Annotated in this window: 11 protein-coding genes; 8 read left to right on the top strand and 3 right to left on the bottom strand. The window is 69.5% G+C overall.

Translation table 11 applies throughout. The features are described 5' to 3' along the window. Positions 1-323 precede the first annotated feature (323 nt). Both D7Y04_RS41475 and D7Y04_RS41480 read left to right on the top strand, forming a co-directional pair. Positions 324-1,553, top strand: coding sequence for a heparin lyase I family protein (locus D7Y04_RS41475; protein ID WP_121762929.1), 1,230 nt, complete (start codon positions 324-326; stop codon positions 1,551-1,553). 81 nt (positions 1,554-1,634) lie between these two features. Then, positions 1,635-2,186, top strand: a complete 552-nt coding sequence (locus D7Y04_RS41480) for a hypothetical protein (protein ID WP_121762930.1) — start codon at positions 1,635-1,637, stop codon at positions 2,184-2,186. Between the two features lie 7 nt (positions 2,187-2,193). On the opposite strand, the gene tesB is transcribed toward D7Y04_RS41480, so the two are convergent. Further along, on the bottom strand, positions 2,194-3,063 hold the full coding sequence (gene tesB, locus D7Y04_RS41485; protein ID WP_120595488.1) for an acyl-CoA thioesterase II: 870 nt from the start codon (positions 3,061-3,063) through the stop codon (positions 2,194-2,196). A gap of 155 nt (positions 3,064-3,218) precedes the next feature. On the opposite strand from tesB, the gene D7Y04_RS41490 reads away from it, so the two are divergent. Together D7Y04_RS41490 and D7Y04_RS41495 are read left to right on the top strand one after the other, a co-directional pair. Beyond that, positions 3,219-4,664, top strand: a complete 1,446-nt coding sequence (locus D7Y04_RS41490) for a glycosyltransferase family 39 protein (protein WP_121762950.1) — start codon at positions 3,219-3,221, stop codon at positions 4,662-4,664. A 219-nt stretch (positions 4,665-4,883) separates the two neighbouring features. Then, entirely contained in the window at positions 4,884-8,447 is a 3,564-nt protein-coding gene (locus D7Y04_RS41495) for an endopeptidase (RefSeq protein ID WP_121762931.1), read from the top strand. Between the two features lie 77 nt (positions 8,448-8,524). Here D7Y04_RS41495 and D7Y04_RS41500 read toward each other — a convergent pair whose 3' ends face one another. Continuing rightward, the gene (locus D7Y04_RS41500; protein ID WP_120595490.1) at positions 8,525-8,926 is read right to left on the bottom strand and encodes a VOC family protein; all 402 of its coding nucleotides are present in this window, start codon (positions 8,924-8,926) and stop codon (positions 8,525-8,527) included. Between the two features lie 219 nt (positions 8,927-9,145). Here D7Y04_RS41500 and D7Y04_RS41505 point away from each other — a divergent pair, with 219 nt between their 5' ends. Together D7Y04_RS41505 and D7Y04_RS41510 are read left to right on the top strand one after the other, a co-directional pair. Next, on the top strand, positions 9,146-9,469 hold the full coding sequence (locus D7Y04_RS41505; RefSeq protein ID WP_120577969.1) for a hypothetical protein: 324 nt from the start codon (positions 9,146-9,148) through the stop codon (positions 9,467-9,469). A 297-nt stretch (positions 9,470-9,766) separates the two neighbouring features. Further along, positions 9,767-11,800, top strand: coding sequence for a M20/M25/M40 family metallo-hydrolase (locus D7Y04_RS41510; RefSeq protein WP_121762932.1), 2,034 nt, complete (start codon positions 9,767-9,769; stop codon positions 11,798-11,800). Positions 11,801-11,866: 66 nt separating this feature from the next. On the opposite strand, the gene D7Y04_RS46670 is transcribed toward D7Y04_RS41510, so the two are convergent. Further along, on the bottom strand, positions 11,867-14,866 hold the full coding sequence (locus D7Y04_RS46670) for an ATP-binding protein (RefSeq protein ID WP_121762933.1): 3,000 nt from the start codon (positions 14,864-14,866) through the stop codon (positions 11,867-11,869). Positions 14,867-15,044: 178 nt separating this feature from the next. Between D7Y04_RS46670 and D7Y04_RS41520 the strand changes: the two genes are divergently transcribed. Further along, positions 15,045-16,112 carry a putative zinc-binding metallopeptidase gene (locus D7Y04_RS41520; protein ID WP_233601825.1) on the top strand — a complete coding sequence of 356 codons (1,068 nt, stop codon included), beginning with the start codon at positions 15,045-15,047 and terminating at the stop codon, positions 16,110-16,112. A gap of 3 nt (positions 16,113-16,115) precedes the next feature. Beyond that, entirely contained in the window at positions 16,116-17,153 is a 1,038-nt protein-coding gene (locus tag D7Y04_RS41525; protein ID WP_121762934.1) for an ATP-grasp domain-containing protein, read from the top strand. Positions 17,154-17,165: the final 12 nt, after the last annotated feature.

The following is a 17,165-nucleotide window of genomic DNA, read 5'->3' on the forward strand; positions in this document are numbered from 1 at the left end:
CCGTCTGAAATTGATGTCTGTCTTTCGGGTTTGAACCTGCCCAGCATGCAAGCGGGCTCAGTGTCGCTTGTGTTCGAAATAGAACTTCGGTATTCGGTTTATCACCTTGGAACACGGCAGGCTTTTCCCCCGCTGCCGGATGGAGCACCGAACACCCATCACGCTTTCTTTCTCCTCCCGTCGCCGCGGCCCTGTCGAACAGGTCCGGGAGCACGAGAGGGGATTGCCCCACCGTAAAGCCAGACATCCCCCAGCCGTGCCCCTGTCTCCTGTCGTTGGAGCATGGCTTTTCACTGCCTGTCCTTTCCCCCTGGGCCCATTCCTTGAAGAAAACCCTCCTCCTGGTTGAAACGTTGTTCGTCCTGGGCGCCGTTGGCTGTGGCGCTCCGGATGGTTCCCTTCCGGCGGAAGACCGCCAGCCCGCGCTCGAGACGTCCGCCGAGGACCTCACCACCACCGGCTGCACGCAGCTCACCCCCGCCAGCGTGAAGGCCAGCGGCGACGACGGCGCCGGCAGCGTCGCGGCGAACGCGATGGATGATCAGCTCACCACGCGCTGGAGCAGCCTGGGCAAGGGCCAGTGGCTCGACTTCGACCTGGGCGCCACCAAGGCCGTGAGCGCGGTGTCGGTGGCCTGGCACGAGGGCAACAAGCGCGCGAACACGTTCACCGTCTCCGTGTCGCCGGACGGCTACACCTATACGCAGGTGTACAGCGGCAAGAGCCTGGGCACGACCACCGCGGCGGAGACGTACGCCTTCACGTCGGTGAGCGCGCGCCGGGTGCGCGTCACGGTGCAGGGCAACTCCCTCAACGACTGGGCCAGCATCGCGGAGGCGCGCCCGTGCTCCGGCACCGTGACGACGCCGCCTCCCGCCACCCCGGGTGGCATCGTGTGGCGGGGCGACTTCGAGTCCGGCAGCCGCAGCCAGTGGGACGGCACGCAGATGATGTCCGCGGACCGGCTCCAGGTCGTCTCGTCGCCGGTGCGCGAGGGCGGCTACGCCCTCAAGGCCACGGTGAAGCAGGGCGATGACCCCATCAACTCCAGCGGCAACCGCAACGAAATCTTCAAGCAGACGAAGGAGGCGGTGGGCTCCGAGTACTGGTACCGCTGGAGCACGCGCTTCGCGGCGGACTTCCCCAGTGTGAACACCTGGCAGCTCTTCACCCAGTGGCACCATGACGGGTGCTGCGGCTCACCGCCGGTGGAGTTCTACGTCTACGGCGAGGAGATGCGGCTGAACATCGGCGGGTCCCCGGGCACCATCGTCTGGCGCACGCCGCTGGTGCGCAACGCGTGGCACGACTTCGTCTTCCACGTGAAGTGGTCCCCCAACGCGAGCGTGGGCTTCGTGGAGCTGTACTACGACGGCCAGCTGGTGCTGCCCAAGCGCAACATCGCGACGCAGTACTCCGGGCAGCTCAACTACCTGAAGATCGGCCTGTACCGGAACGACACCATCGCGCCGGTGGGCGTCGTCTACCACGACGGTTGGGTGATGGGCCGGACGCAGGCGGACGTGCTGGATGCCAACTACAAGTTGAAGTGAGACACCGGCCGCGTGCCCCGGGTAGGCGCCGGGGCACGCTCCGGGATAGGCTTTCACGAGTCCATCCCGAGGAGTCGTCTCATGCGTCTGTGCGCCGCGCTGACCGCCCTGTCCCTGCTGGCGTCCTGCACCACGACCTACGCCATTCCCAAGCCGGAGCTCACGCGGCTGGATGGCTTCCGGGACGAGAACGCGGCGCTGATGCGGGAACTGGGTGACGTGATGCTCAACCGCGTCACGGACCGCAAGCGCACGGTGCGGGACGTGGAGGGCCAGGCGCACCAGTTCACCTCCGACACGCCGCTGGCGCTGGTCTCCGCCCAGGCGGACACGGAGTTCCAGCGCTTCATCGAGGTGGGCGTGGACGGCGACCACTTCCGGGGCGTGCCCCTGGAGGGCTCCACCTCCAGTGCCGCCGCGCCCCCGGTCGTCGTTTCCCTGTCGGAGGTGGACCACGCCCGGCTGCGCGAGTTCAGCCTGGGCAAGACGCTGCTCCTGACGGGCACCATCGGCGTTGCGTTGATGGGGTCGCTGGTCATGGTGAGCAAGCTCTTCAAGCCCACCACCGGTTCGGAAGGCGACCACCCTGGAGGCGTCATCGACCTGGGCCCGACGCCCCGGCTGACGTTCTGACGTCCCGCTAGCGCGCGTCCGTGCGCTGGCGCAGCAGCCCTTCCTGGGCCACGGAGGCCACGAGCCGCCCGTCGCGGGTGAAGACGTGCCCGCGCGCCAGGCCGCGGGCGTTGCCGGCCCAGGGGCTTTCCATGGTGTAGAGCAGCCAGTCGTTGACCTTCAGGTCGCCGTGGAACCACAGCGCGTGGTCCAGGCTGGCCATCTGGAAGCCCGGCTGGAGGAACGTCTGGGCGTGCGGCTGGAGCGCGGTGCCCAGCAGGTTGAAGTCGCTGGCGTACGCGAGCACGTAGCGGTGCACCTGGGGCTCGTCGGGCATGGCGCCGTCGGCGCGGAACCAGACGTGCTTCACGGGCGGCTCGGCGGTGGGCTCGAAGGGGTCCACGTACGTCACCGGGCGCATCTCAATGGGCTTGGCGGAGAGGAACTTCTCCCGGGCCCGCTCCGACATCCGGCCCGCGTGGCGCCCCAGGAGCTCCAGGTCCGTGGGCAGCGACTCCGGCGGAGGCACGTCCGGCATGGTGGCCTGATGCGTGAAGCCCGGCTCTTCCCCCTGGAAGGACGCCATCAGCGTGAAGATGGGCTGCCCCTTCTGGATGGCCACCACGCGGCGGGTGGTGAAGCTGCCGCCGTCACGCACGCGGTCCACGGTGTAGACGACGGGCAGGCTCGCGTCGCCGGGGCGCAGGAAGTAGCCGTGCAGCGAGTGCACCGCGCGCTTCTCCGCCACCGTCTGGCTGGCGGCGGACACGGACTGCCCCAGCACCTGCCCTCCGAAGAGCTGCCGGAAGCCCAGGTCCTGGCTGGCGCCACGGAACAGGTTCTCCTCGATGGGCTCCAGCTTCAGGAGCCCCAACAGCTCGTCCAGCACCCGGCTCATGTACGTCCTCCCGTTTTGACGCACCCCGTCCATATCCCAGCCCCGGGCCCGTGCGCGCGGACCAATGTAGAGTGCGGCGCCTTTCTGCCCCGGAGGAGCCCGTGGCCTCGCTTTCCCTGCCAGACGCCGTCCGGCGGCACCCGGCGGCCTGGGGCATGGCGGCCACGTTCGCCGCCAGCCTGCTTCTGAGAGGGCTGTACCTGGCGGGTTCTCCGGACCGGGACTGGCCCTTCTCCGTCTTCTTCGCGGGCGACGCGCGCTTCTTCCACACCGCCGCGGTGGACCTGGCGCGGGGCCGCGAAGGCCCGGTCGCCCTGCCCTACCACCCGCCCCTGTTCCCCGCGCTGTTGGGACTGCTGTACCGGGTGCTGGGCGAGCCCGCGGGCAGCGCGCTGCCGTACAAGCTGGCGCTCGCCTGTCTGGGGGCGGCCACGGTGGCCTTCTGCCAGGGCTTCTGGCGGCGCCTGTTGGGAACGCCGTGGAGTCTGGTGGCGGCGGGCCTGTACGCCACGAGCTTCGGGTGGCTGGTGCTGTCCACCACGTACAGCAATGAAACGCTGTCCGCGCTGTGGCTGTGTTTCACCTGTGCGATTGCATTGCGCATGGGCGGCGCGGTGCCGTCCTGGCCCGCGGTGTTGGGATTGGGCGCGGTGATGGGCTGGGGCACCCTCACCCGCGCGGAGCACCTGGGGCTGTGGCCCTTCCTCCTGATGTATGCGTGGACGGCGCGCGAGCGGGGGCCCTGGAAGCCGTGGGCCCTGCGCTGGGGCGCGGCGATGGGCGTGTCCCTGCTCCTGCTCGTGCCCTCCGCGCTGCGCAACGTGGACACGATGCGCGAATTGAACGCGCGGGCGCCGCACCTGGAGCCACTGCCGGAGTGGGTGCCCGTCACGGTGTATGGGCCGCTCAACTTCGCCATGGCCAACCACGCGGGCGCCACCGGGGGCTTCACGCCGGCCCTCATCAATCAGGGCGGCAACAACGGACAGTTGGACCCCGCCCGCCCGGAGCACCGGCGCCTGCTCTTGCACGGCTACGCGGAAGGGCTGCGCTGGATGGTGGCCTCGCCCGGCGACGCGGCCGGGCTGCTCTGGACGAAGCTGGACCTGTGGCTGGACGGCCTGCGCCTGGGCGTCGGCGTGTCGGACGTGCCCGGAGGCCTCACCGGCGAGCGCGCCCCGGTGGATGTGTTCGTCCCCGACTCCGCGTGGCTCAAGTGGCCGCTGGCGGCGCTGCTCCTCGCCGGAATGCTGCTGTCGCTCAAGCCCGCGCACGCGCCCTTCCGGCTGCTGTCGCTGGTGGTGCTGCACCGGGTGCTCATCACGCTCGCCTTCTTCGGCTATGCGCGCGGCCTGCTCGTCGTCTTCCCCGCGCTCCTGCCGCTCCTGGTGCTGCCGCTGAAGGTCCTGGGAGAGCGCCACGCGACCGTGGCCCGGAGGCTGCCCGCGCTCGCCGGGGCGCTGCTGTTGCTCCTGTGGGTGGAGGCCGCGTTCGTCGCCACGCGAGCGCCGCCCCGCCGCTTCATGGCCAGCGGCACCACCGACGCGGTCAATGGCAAGCTCATCCAGGACGACCGCGTCCGGCTGTGGCCCCAACCCTGAGCAGGCGTCTGGTTGGAATACTGCGGGCAGGACAAAACGCTTCGCGGGCAAAGAATGGCGAGTGAACACTTCAAGCCTTTGAATCCATTCCACTTTCAGCAATACGAACTTACTCAGGAATAGCCGCAATACACTTTTAAAAAGCACATGACCTAAGCAGGAGGCGCTCCGCCCCGGAGCCCGCCGGTCCCGTCCGGCGGCATCACCCGAGGAGACGTCATGCGCCCCCTGCGGTCAGCGTTGTGTTGTCTTGCCCTCCTGGTGTCATCCACGACGTACGCATTCCAACCCTCCCAGCCCGAGCAGCAGAGCGCGGCGGCGAAGAAGGCCTTCTTCAAGCCAGACCTGTACCTGCCCATCCAGAACGTGCCGCTGGAGAAGGCGCGGTCGCTGATGCCGCGCGCGGGCGCGGACAAATGGGCGGGGTTCGTCACCCGCTTTGGCGGCAACGTGCAGGTGTACCTGGATCCGCTGTCCGGCATGCCCACGGGCATCCAGGGCAGCTTCCCGCTCATCCCGGGTGACGGCTTCCGCAACAACGTCTCGCTCGAGTCCGTGCGCCAGGGTCTGGGCCGCTCGGTGGGCAGCGTGGACGAGTCCGTGGTGGGAGAGCTCGTCTTCAAGTTCGTCGCGGACCATCAGGACGCGATTGGCGTGGACCTCCTGCAGTTGGGCTCGCCGCGCGTGACTCAGGTGACGGAAACGCTGTGGCAGGTGCACATCCCGCAGGTGGTGAACGGCATCACGGTGCGGCACGGCCGGCTGGCGGCCACCATCAGCCACGGCAACCTCGTCCTCCTGGGCACGGAGGCGTGGGCCAACGTGGGCATCGACACGAAGCCCCGCTTCACCGCGAACCAGGCCATTGCCGCGGGCAGTACGTTCCTGGGCCAGACGCTGTCGCCCACCAGCCTGTGGCAGCAGCCCACGCTGGAGGTGACTCCGTTCGCGCGCACGGGCGCGGCATTTGGCCAGGGCTACGGCCACGCGCTGGTGTGGAGCTACGGCTTCTCCAACCCCGGTGAGCACGAGCGCTGGAAGGTGACGGTGGACGCCAACTCCGGCGAGGTGCTCGCCGTGGAGGATGACAACCACTACTTCGACGCGCAGGTGAAGGGCGGCGTGTACCCGTCCACCAACATCGGCACCTGCACGTCGAAGGAGACGTGCGGCACCATGCAGCCCAACACGCCCATGCCCTGGGCGAACACGGGCTTCGCGTCTCCCAACAACTTCACGGACGGCGCGGGCATCTACAACTACAGCACCGGCACCCTCAACACGACGCTCGCCGGCAAGTACGTGCGGATCGCCGACAGCTGCGGGGCCGTCAACGTGAGCTCCGCCACGGGCAGCCTGGACCTGGGCGGCGTGAACAACGACCACGACTGCACGGTGCCCGCGGGCACGTCCGCGGGCAACACGCCGGCGGCGCGCTCCAGCTTCTACGAGCTGAACAAGATCAAGGAGGTGGCCCGCGGCTGGCTGCCCAGCAACACCTGGCTGCAGGGCCAGCTGACGTCCAACGTGAACCTGTCCAGCACGTGCAACGCGTTCTGGAACGGCAGCACCGTGAACTTCTACAAGTCCGGTGGCGGCTGCCGGAACACCGGCGAGATTGGCGCGGTGTTCGACCACGAGTGGGGCCACGGCATGGACAACTTCGATGCCAACGGCTCGCTGTCCAACTCCAGCGAGGGCTACGCGGACATCGCGGGCATCCTGCGCCTGCAGACGTCCTGCGTGGGCTACGGCTTCTTCCAGACGACGAACACGGGCTGCGGCCTCACGCCGGACGGCACGGGCTACAACCAGCAGGAGTCGCAGGTGACGGGCCAGTCCTGGTGCAACCTGCGCTGCTCGGGCGTGCGTGACGCGGACTGGGCGGCGAGCGCGCCGAACATCCCGGCCACCCCGCAGAACTTCACCTGCAAGATGTGCTCGTCCGGCTCCGGCCCGTGCAGCAAGCAGGTGCACTGCGCCGCGTCCCCCGTGCGTCAGGCGGCGTGGGATCTGGTGACGCGCGACCTCACGGCCGCGCCCTTCAACTACAACTCCAACGACGCGTTCCTCCTGGGCAACAAGCTCTTCTACCAGGGCTCCGGCAACATCGGCACGTGGCACGCCTGCAACTGCACCGCGGGCACGTCCGACGGCTGCGGCGCGACGAACGGCTACATGCAGTGGCTGGCCGCGGACGACGACAACGGCAACCTGGCGGACGGCACGCCGCACATGACGGCCATCTACGCCGCGTACAACCGCCACAACATCGCCTGCTCCACGCCCGCGCCCACCAACGGCGGCTGCGCGGCGGGCCCCACGGCGGCCCCCACCACCACGGCCACCCCGGGCGACAGCCAGGTGAGCCTGTCGTGGACCGCTTCCGCGGGCGCCAGCCAGTACTGGGTGATGAAGACGGAGGGCTTCGCGGGCTGTGACTTCGGCAAGGCGCGCGTGGCCACCGTCACCGGCACCAGCTACACGGACCCGGAGGTCGCCAACGGCCGCCAGTACTGCTACTCCGTCGTGCCCGCGAGCAGCAACGCGTGCTTCGGCCAGGCGTCCGCCTGCACCTGCACCACGCCCACCTGCGCGGCGCCCGGCGCGCCCACGCTGTCCACCCCCTCCTCCGGCGCCACCGGTGTCGAGCTGCTCGCGGTGCTGGACTGGGCGGACGTGACGGGCGTGTCCGGCTACGAGGTCCAGGTGGCCACCGACAGCGCGTTCACCAACGTGGTGCGCAGCGCCAACTCGCTGGTGGCCAGCACCTGGACGGTGTCCCCGGGCCTGTCGGCGACCACCGCCTACTACTGGCGCGTGCGGGCGCTCAACTCGTGCGGTGGCACCAGCTCCTGGAGCGCGGCGCAAAGCTTCACCACGCGCGGCTGCGTCACCCTGGCGGCCCCCACCCTGACGGCCCCCGCCAACGCGGCCACGGGCGTCGCCCTGGCGCCGGCGCTGGACTGGTCCGACGTGACGAACGCGTCCGCGTATGACGTGCAGGTGGCCACCGACAGCGCGTTCACCAACGTGGTGCGCAGCGCTACCGGACTGTCCACCAGCGCGTGGAACGTGACGCCGGGCCTGTCCAACCTCACGGCGTACTACTGGCGCGCGCGGGCCTCCGACAGCTGCGGCGCGAGCCCGTACAGCACCGCCTTCAGCTTCACCACCACCAACGTGTGCACGCCCACCGTGGCCACGTACAACTCCACCCTGCGCACCCCGGCCTGCGGCTCCGTGTGCGGTTGCGACACCGGCACCACGCTCGTCAACGGGCGCGGAACGATGTCCGGTGGCATCGAGCCCAATCAGCCCAACACCCTGGGCGCCACCTGCACGGACGGAGCCTCCGGCGTCTACCACTCGGATGAGAGCATCGACCGCATCGTGCTCAAGACGGTGGACCAGGGCACCATCACCCCGGGCAAGCAGCTCACCGTGGACGTGACGGTGTGGTGCTACGGCACCACGGACCAGCTGGACCTGTACTACACGACGAACACCACCACGCCCGCGTGGACGGCCGTCACCACCGCCCAGGCCTGCACCGCGGTGGGGCTGAGGACGTTCTCCATCCCCGTCACCGTGGGCAGCACCACCGGCAACCACGCCGTGCGCGCGCAGTTCCGCTTCGGCGGCACCGCCTCCAGCGCGTGCGTCACGGGCAGCTACAACGACCACGACGACCTGGTGTTCAACGTCGCGTCCGCGGTGGCCGCCAACCCCACCGCCCCGTCCGCGAAGCAGGTGCGCGGCCGGGCCGTGACGGCGCGATAGTCAAGACGCGCGAAGCCGTCCTTCAGTGACATGGGGGCTCCCGGTCCACACCGGGGGCCCCCGTGCCTTTTCACGCCCTACCAGGTGTAGACGACGGACGGCGCGGACCGCTTCGCGGGCCCGTGGTGGACCATCTCGATGTTGTTGCCGTCCGGATCCAACACGAAGGCCGCGTAGTAACCCGGATGGTAGGAGCGCTCCCCGGGAGCCCCGTTGTCACGGCCGCCCGCGGCCAGCGCCGCCTGGTGGAAGCGGTGGACCATCTCCCGGTCCTTCGCCTGGAAGGCCAGGTGCACGCGCGCGGTGGGCTCGCGGTCGTTGCTGATGAAGAGCTCGTCCGCTGCGATGTGCCGCTCGCTCTCGTTGAAGACCGGGATGCCCATCACCTCCAGCACCGCGCGGTAGAAGCGCTTGCTCGCCTCCAGGTCCCTGACCTGAAGGTGGACGTGGTCGAACATGCGGCCGTGGTGCAGTTCCATGGTCTGCCTCCCGTGATTTGCGCGTCGGGTGTCGTTCAACACCGCGCGCTCGCGCGACCATCAGAGCTGCAATTCACGCATGTCAAGGCGCCTCCGCCCGGGAAGTCGTGAAAGCGGCAGCGACTTCCACAAAAGCGCGGGCGCGCGGCGGCGGGACGACGCAGCTTCGTGCGATAGTCCGCGCCACTTCGCAGTTCTTGCCTTCAGGAGGGTGCCGCGATGTTCATCGAAATCATCGTCCTGCCCCGTGAAGAGCAGTCCCCGAACCGGCGCGCGGCAAAGGCCTCCAAGGCTCCCCAGCCGCTGGAGAAGCGTGGCCGCGCGGAGCTGGCCCAGGTGTGGCGTGAAGAGGGCAAGGCCTTCCACGGCGCCGTCCTGGAGTTCATCAAGGCCCAGCACCTCCTGGGCGCGGTGAAGTGGATGAGCGAGCCGGGCCTGCTGCCCCAGGTGACGCTCGTCGCCTCGGACCGCGTCCTGGAGAAGCTCCAGGCAGAGCCCCGCTTCGCGGCCGGCCGCTCGCTGAGCATGAACCTGCAGACCTGAGAGCCGCCCGTCCTCCGCGGCTTCCCCCGCGCGTTTCCCATTTTCCAATCATTTTTCCGTGACGCCTGCGTGAGCCCTTCCGCGGCGCGTCCGCGGCGTGGCCGGGGTGCGTTACCGTTGGCCGCGAAAGCTGTCTCATCGTGTTTCACGATGCTGTCAGCCTTGACGGCGGTGTCTTGAATTCCACAGGATGCGCCCCCAACCCCCGAGGTCTGGCCAGACGGCCCGGACTTGAACGTGGGCGGTCCTTGTCGTGCCTCCCGTCAGTGCGCCCCTCGCCTGGAATCGGAGCGGAACATGCGTTTGAAGAGAGTGGTCCCCGTGGTCGTGTCGCTGTGTTGCGCCACCGCTTCCGCCGAAGAGCCGCGTGACAAGGAGGTCTACATCAGCATCGGTTCGGAGACGGTGGGCACGGTGCGCTCGTCGTTCCGCGGCGGGAACGCGCCCACCCTGGTGCGCGAGGCGAACGGGGTGAGCGTGCTCAAGCTCACCGAGTCGCAGCTGGGCGACGTGTCCGCCATCATGCACGACAAGTATCACCGCTGCGCGGGCTTCATGGCGCACGACACGCAGGAGGCGGCACTCGCGGCGCTCGGCCCCGCGCAGCCCGTGCAGTCGCTGGTGAGCTACACGCTGGACAACGCGCCGGTGGTCAACTCGCTGTTCTCCGGCCTGCAGGAGGCCAGCCTGCGCAGCACCATCATCCAGCTGGCCAGCTACACGAACCGCTACTACAACAACTCCACCGGCGGCACGCAGTCGGCCAGCTGGCTGCGCGACACCTGGACGTCCTACGCCACCGGACGCGACGACGTGAACGTGCAGCTGTACACGCACTCCGGCTGGACGCAGCCGTCCGTCATCGCCACCGTCACCGGCACCGTCTACCCGGATGAGGTGGTGGTGATTGGCGGCCACCTGGACTCCATCAACATCAACGTGAGCTCCTCCAGCCGCCCCACGGCGACGGCGCCGGGCGCGGATGACGACGCCTCCGGTGTCGCCACGCTGTCGGAGGTCTTCCGCGTGGCGATGGCCAAGGGCTACAAGCCGGCGCGCACGGTGAAGTTCATGGCGTACGCAGCGGAGGAAGTGGGCCTGTACGGCTCGCAGGCCATCGCGCAGGCGCACAAGTCCGCGGGCGCCAACGTGGTGGGCGTGCTCCAGCTGGACATGACCAACTACCGCGGCTCCTCGTGGGACCTGACGCTCGTCACGGACAACACCAACGCGGCGCAGAACGCGTTCCTGGGCAACCTCATCGACACGTACACGGGCTACACGCGCACCAACATCACGTGCGGCTACGGGTGCTCGGACCACGCGTCGTGGACCGCGCAGGGCTACCCGGCGTCCCTCCCGTTCGAAGCGCAGATGAACAACGACAACCCCAACATCCACACGGCCAACGACACCCTGGCCAACAGCACGGACGGCAACGCCAACAACGCGCTGAAGTTCGCGCGCATTGGCGCCGCATACCTGGCGGAGCTGGGCAAGGGCACCATCCCGGGCCTGCCCACGGACACCACGCCCCCCACCGTGTCGCTCACCGCGCCGGCCAGCGGCGCGACGGTGAACGGCACCACCAACATCACCGCGACGGCCAGCGACAACGTGGGCGTCAGCAAGGTGGAGTTCCTGGTGGACGGCGTGGTGAAGGGCACCATCGTCTCTTCTCCGTACAGCTACGCGTGGGACAGCCGCACGGTGGCCAACGGCAGCCACACGGTGGCGGCGAAGGCACATGACGGTTCGGGCAACACCGCCACCACGACGGCGCGCACGGTGACGGTGGCCAACGTGTCCACGACCGGCACCTACGACAGCACGTACAAGACGCTGCGTTGCAGCGCGGCGGCGGTCACCTGCGACAGCGGCACGCTCTTCAACGGCCGCGGCTCCCTGGGCCCGGAGCTGAACACGCCCAACACGCTGCGCGGCACGTGCAAGGACGCCAGCAGCGGCTCCTACAAGAGCGACGAGTCCATGGAGGCCCTCAAGGTGTCCACCGTGGACGGCTCCAATTTCGCCGCGGGCAAGCAGGTGAAGGTGGAGGCCACTGTCTGGGCCTACGCCACCCCCTCGTCGGACCGGCTGGACCTGTACTACACGGCCAACTCCACCGCGACGACGCCCGTCTGGACGCTGATCACCTCCGTCACGCCGCCGGGCCCGGGCCAGCAGACCGTCTCGGCCACGTACACGCTGCCGTCCGGCGCCAACCAGGCCGTGCGCGCGCAGATGCGCTACGGCACCAGCACGCCGACCAGCGCGTGCATCTCCGGCGAGTACAACGACCGCGACGACCTGATGTTCACCGTCCAGTAGGCGGCAGCTGACCTGAAGTGACACGGGAGGGGATCCGGGGTGCTTGCCCCGGGTCCCCTTCGTGTTTCAGGCCGCCTTGAGCCCTTCGAGCGGCAGCTCCACCACGAACGTGGAGCCCAGGCCCGGCGCGCTGTCCACGGTGATGCGGCCGCCGTGCGCCTCCACCACCTGCCGGGCAATCCAGAGCCCCAGGCCCAGGCCTCCGTAGTTGCGTCCGGGCACCGCACGCTCGAAGCGCTCGAAGATGCGCGCGCGGTCCGCCTCGCTGATGCCAATGCCCTCGTCGCGCACGGTGAGGCGCGCGGTGCCGTCCTCGGCCGCCACGCGCACCGCGATGGGGCGGCCCTGGCCGTACTTCGCCGCGTTCGTCAGCAGGTGCGTCACCACCTGGTCGATGCGCAGCCGGTCATACCGGCCCACCAGCGGCATGTCCGCGTCCAGCGTCACCGTCACGCCCATCCGCGCCACCTCCTCCCGCAGCCGGGCCACCGCGTTGCCCACCACGGAGGTGAGGTCCACGTCGTTCAGGTCCAACGCGAGCCGGCCGGTGGTGAGCTGCGACACGTCCAGCAGCGTCTCCATCAGCGCGTGCAGCCGCTGCACCTGCCGGCCGGCGGACTCCAGCGGGCTCCTCGCGCGGCCCAGCGCGTCGTCCCCCAGGCTTCGCTCCAACCGCTCCAGGTGCAGGCGGAAGGCGGCCAGCGGTGTCTTCAGCTCGTGGCTCGCCACCGCGAGGAAGTCGTCCCGGGCCTGCACGCTTTCGCGCAGCGACTGGGAGAGCATCTCCTGGCGCAGGGCTTCGCGGCGGCTGCGCGACAGCTCCAGCATGGAGCGCACGCGCGCCACCAGCTCCCGGGCGCTGAAGGGCTTCACCAGGTAGTCGTCCGCGCCCGCCTCCAGCCCCTCCACCGCGGCCTCCTCGCCAGCGCGGGCAGAGAGCATCACCACGGGGACGGCGCGTGTGGATGGCCGCTCGCGCAGGCCGCGCAACAGCCCGAAGCCGCCCAGCCGGGGCATCATCACGTCCGTCAGCACCAGGTCTGGCGGACTCGCTCGCGCGGCGGCCAGCGCTGCGTGTCCGTCCGTCGCCAGCGTCACGTCGAACGACGGCGACAGCACGCGCTCCACGTACTCGCGCATGTCCGCGTTGTCGTCCACCACCAGCACCTTCGCCCGGGGAGCCTCCTCTTCCGGGGACTCCTCGTCCGTCAGCGCCCGCACCGGCTTCAGCGCCCGGAGCACGGGCTCCGCGTCCGACCAGCGCTCGGCCTCCTGGAGATAGGGGCGCGCTCCCAGGGCGGTGGACTCCTGCTGACGCGCGGCCTGGATGCGGTCCACGGGCAGGTGCGCGTGGCCCCGGGGGATGCGCACGGTGAAAGTGGTACCCCTCCCCTCCTCGCTCTCCACGGTCACGTCGCCGCCGTGCAGCTCCACCAGTTCGTGCACGAGCGCCAGCCCGATGCCGGTGCCTTCGTGCGTGCGGCTTCGCGCGTTGCGCACGCGGTGGAAGCGCTCGAAGAGATGGGGCAGCTCCTCCGCGGGGATGCCCGTGCCCGTGTCGGTGACGCACAGGAGGATGGAGGCGCCCCGGGCCTCCTGCCGCACGATGATGCCGCCCTCGAAGGTGAACTTGAGGGCGTTGGAGAGCAGGTTGAAGACAACCTTCTCCCACATCTGCCGGTCCACCCAGACGGGCTCCGGAAGCGCGGCGCAATCCACGCTGAAGGACAGGCCGGTGCGCTCGATGGCGGAGCGGAAGTGGCCCGTGAGGTCCTTGGTGAAAACGGCCAGGTCGGTGGGCTCGAAGCTGGAGTCGATGCGGCCCGCCTCCAGCCGGCTGAAGTCCAGCAGCGTGTTCACCAGCCGCAGCAGGCGGCCCGCGTTGCGGTGGACGAGCTCCAGGTCCTTGCGCGCGCTCTCCGTCACCGGCACCTGCGCGAGCACGTCCTCCAGCGGCCCCAGCATCAGCGTGAGCGGCGTGCGGAACTCGTGGGAGATGTTGTGGAAGAAGGCCGTCTTCGCCCTGTCCAGCTCCGCCAGCGCCTCCGCCCGGCGGCGCTCCTCCTCGTGGGCCCGCGCGTTGCGCAGCGACGCCGCCACCTGCGCGCTCAACAGCTCGCTGAAGGAGGCGTGGCCTTCATCGAAGGCGCGGTTGGGGGACAGCGCCGTGACGAGCACTCCCAGCGGCGTGGCCGTGCCGGAGCCCGCGAGCGGCTGGAAGAGGAACGTGCCCACTGCGTCACCAAACGGCCCGCCCTGCATGGACAGGAGCGCCTCCAGTCCGTCGCGCCGCACCCGCTCCCCTCCGAGCGCGCGCAGGAACGGCGCCGCCATCCGGGAGCTGGCGTCCAACTGCACGGTCTCCGGGCTCAGGGGGCCGCCGCGTTCGATGCCCACGGTCCCGCACAGCGTCAGCGACCTGCCGTCCTCCTCGCGCAGATAGAGGAGCGCGCACGGCACATCCAGGGGGTGGTCCGCCAGGGCGGTCAGCAGGTCGCCGCACGTCTTCACCACGCTGCGCGTGTCCGCTGCCTGGGCGGACAGGTCGCGCAACAGCCGCGTGCGCCGCTCGCTCAGCACCCGGGGCGTCACCTCCGCGCACACCGCGAGCATGCCGCCAATGGCACCCGTGTCGTCGTAGGCGGGCGCGTGGCTCACGTCGAAGTAGGACTCCTCGCGGTAGCCGCTGCGGTTGAGGAGCAGTTGGAGCGCGGGCACCCAGCTGGCGACGCCCGTCGTCATCGCCTCGCGCACCAGTGGCTCCAGCGAGTCCCACGCCTCCGCGAGCGTGCCCCGGATGTCCGTGCCCAGCGCGGCCGGGTGCTTGTCGCCAATCACCAGCGAATAGGCGTCGTTGTAGAACTGGGTGAGGTGCGGACCCCAGGTGAGGATCATGGGGTAGCGCGACCCGAGCAGCGTCTTCACGAGCATCTTGAGGCTCGTGGGCCAGGAGGCCACGGGCCCCACCGGTGACGCGGCCCAGTCGTGCGTGCGCACCAGCGCGTGCATCTGACTGCCGCCGGTGAAGAGGGTCTCCGGCGTCTGCTTCGGAACATCCTGACTCATCGCGGGCGCTGCTCCTCACATCAGCGAGCCATGTCCCTAAGTCGGCTCCTGGGGGCTTCCCACTGGAAATGTGCCCATCCGTTCGGAGTGGAGCACCTCCCGGGCGCCCGGCTGGCCGCCTGCCGCGGAACAGCGGGCGGGCTGTCCTCCGCCAGGCACCGGTCCCACCTTGGAGGGGATGATGCCATCCCCCCAGTCCGAGTCCCGCGTCCTGCGCGAGAAACACCCCACCGAGGGCGCGGAGCGAGGCCGGCTGTCGCCCCGGCGCGAGGCGCTGCTCCAGGCGCGCATCAAGGATCTGTCCCTGCGGCTGGGAGGCACGCCGCTGGAGCGCTACATCGCGCAGCTCCATGCCGAGCTGGAGGCGAAGGGACTCTCCTTCAAGCCCCAGTGCTACCTGTCCGACGAGTGGGGCTGTCCGTCAGGGGTGCCCGTCATCGGCCTGCCCTTCTACCTGGCGGATCCGGACCTGCTGTCCATTGAAGCGGAGCTGGGCGGCAGCGCGGAGACGGAAGCCGAAATCCTGATGTACCTGCGCCACGAGGCAGGCCACGCGTTCAACTACGCGTACCGCCTCTACGACACGGACGAATGGCGCCGCGTCTTCGGCGACTACGGGCGGCCCTACCAGGACGACTACAAGCCCCGGCCCTTCTCGCGCCGGTACGTCTTCCACATCTCCGGCTGGTACGCGCAGAAGCACCCGGACGAGGACTTCGCGGAGACCTTCGCGGTGTGGCTCACGCCGGGCAGCGACTGGGCGAAGCGCTACCAGGGCTGGGGCGCGCTCAAGAAACTCCACTACGTGGAGGACATCGCGAAGCGCATGGGCCGCACGACACCACCCGTGCAGCTGGCCGAGCCCGACTTCACCACCGAGGAGATGGAGGGCACCGTCCAGGACCACTACCGCCAGCGGGAGCTGGACGAGAAGGTGGACGTGGAGCTGCGCAACGCCTTCGACCACGCGCTGGAGGACATCTTCTGGGGGCCGGGTGAAGCGCCGGTGAGCGCGGCGACGCTGGTGCAGGCGGAGCGCCAGCGCCTCCTGTCCACCGTGGGCCACTACGCGGGGGTGAGCCGGGGCGTGGTGCGCGCGCTCGTGGACCACCTGGCGGAGCGCACCGCCGCGCTGAACCTCACCCTGCACCCGGACGACAGCCGTGAGGCGGCGATGCAGCTGGCGTCGCTCGTCACCGTGCTGGCGATGAACTACCTGCACACCGATCGCTTCTTCGAGGACTGAGACATGCCCGTGAAGTCCCTGCGCATCGCAATCCTCCACTACCAGTCCAAGGACGACCCGACAGATCCCGTGGTGAAGCAGGTGGGCGCGGCGCTGCGCGCGGCCGGCCACGACACCCTGGAGGTGCGCGTGGACGAGAGCGTCTCCGACCTGGTGCAGAAGCTCACGCACACCCACGCGGACCTGGTGTTCAATCTCTGCGAGACGTTCGCGGAGGACTACCGGCTGGAGGTCAACGTCGCGGCGGTGCTGGAGCTGGCGCGCATGCCCTTCACGGGTGCCGGCACCGCGGGCCTGCTGCTCGCGCAGGACAAGGTGCTCACCAAGCAACTGCTCCAGTTCCACGGCGTGCTCACGCCCCGCTTCGCCACCTTCGACGGCACGTCGTTCCAGACGAGCGGCGACTTGTCCTTCCCACTGGTGGTGAAGCCCGCGCGCTCGGATGCCTCCCTGGGCCTGGGCGTCGAGAAGGACATGGAGGGGCTGGCCAGACGGGTGAAGAAGATCCGTCAGGAGTACGACGACGAGGCGCTGGCGGAGGAGTACATCGAAGGCCGCGAGCTGTACGTGGGCGTGGTGGGGGACGCGGCGAAGCCGGAGGTGCTGCCGGTGGTGGAGCTGGACTTCGGCTCCCGGTGGAACCGCAAGCGGATGAAGATCGCCAACCGCGAGGTGAAGTTCGGCCCGGAGACGCCGGGCAGTCCGCGCCTGGTGATGCCCAAGGACTTGTCGGATGAATTGAAGGGCCGCATGGAGCGCGCGGCCGTCACGGCGTTCCGCGCGCTCAAGCTGCGCGACTACGCGCGCATCGACTTCCGCGTGTCCAGCCGCACCAACGAACCCTACCTCCTGGAGGTGAACCCCAACCCCTACCTGGAGACCCAGTGCGAGGTGGCCATGGGGGCGAAGGAGCGCGGCCTGGGCTACGAGGCGCTCGTGCAGCGCATCGTGGACACCGCGGCCCGGCGCCACGGCCTGGGCGTGGGGTCCAAGGCCACGGCGGGTGCGCCCTCTCGGGAACCAGCCCCCGCCCCGCACTGAGCGCGCTCCCGC

It is taken from the genome of Corallococcus sp. AB038B (genome assembly GCF_003668955.1).
Taxonomy (GTDB): Bacteria; Myxococcota; Myxococcia; order Myxococcales; family Myxococcaceae; genus Corallococcus; species Corallococcus exiguus.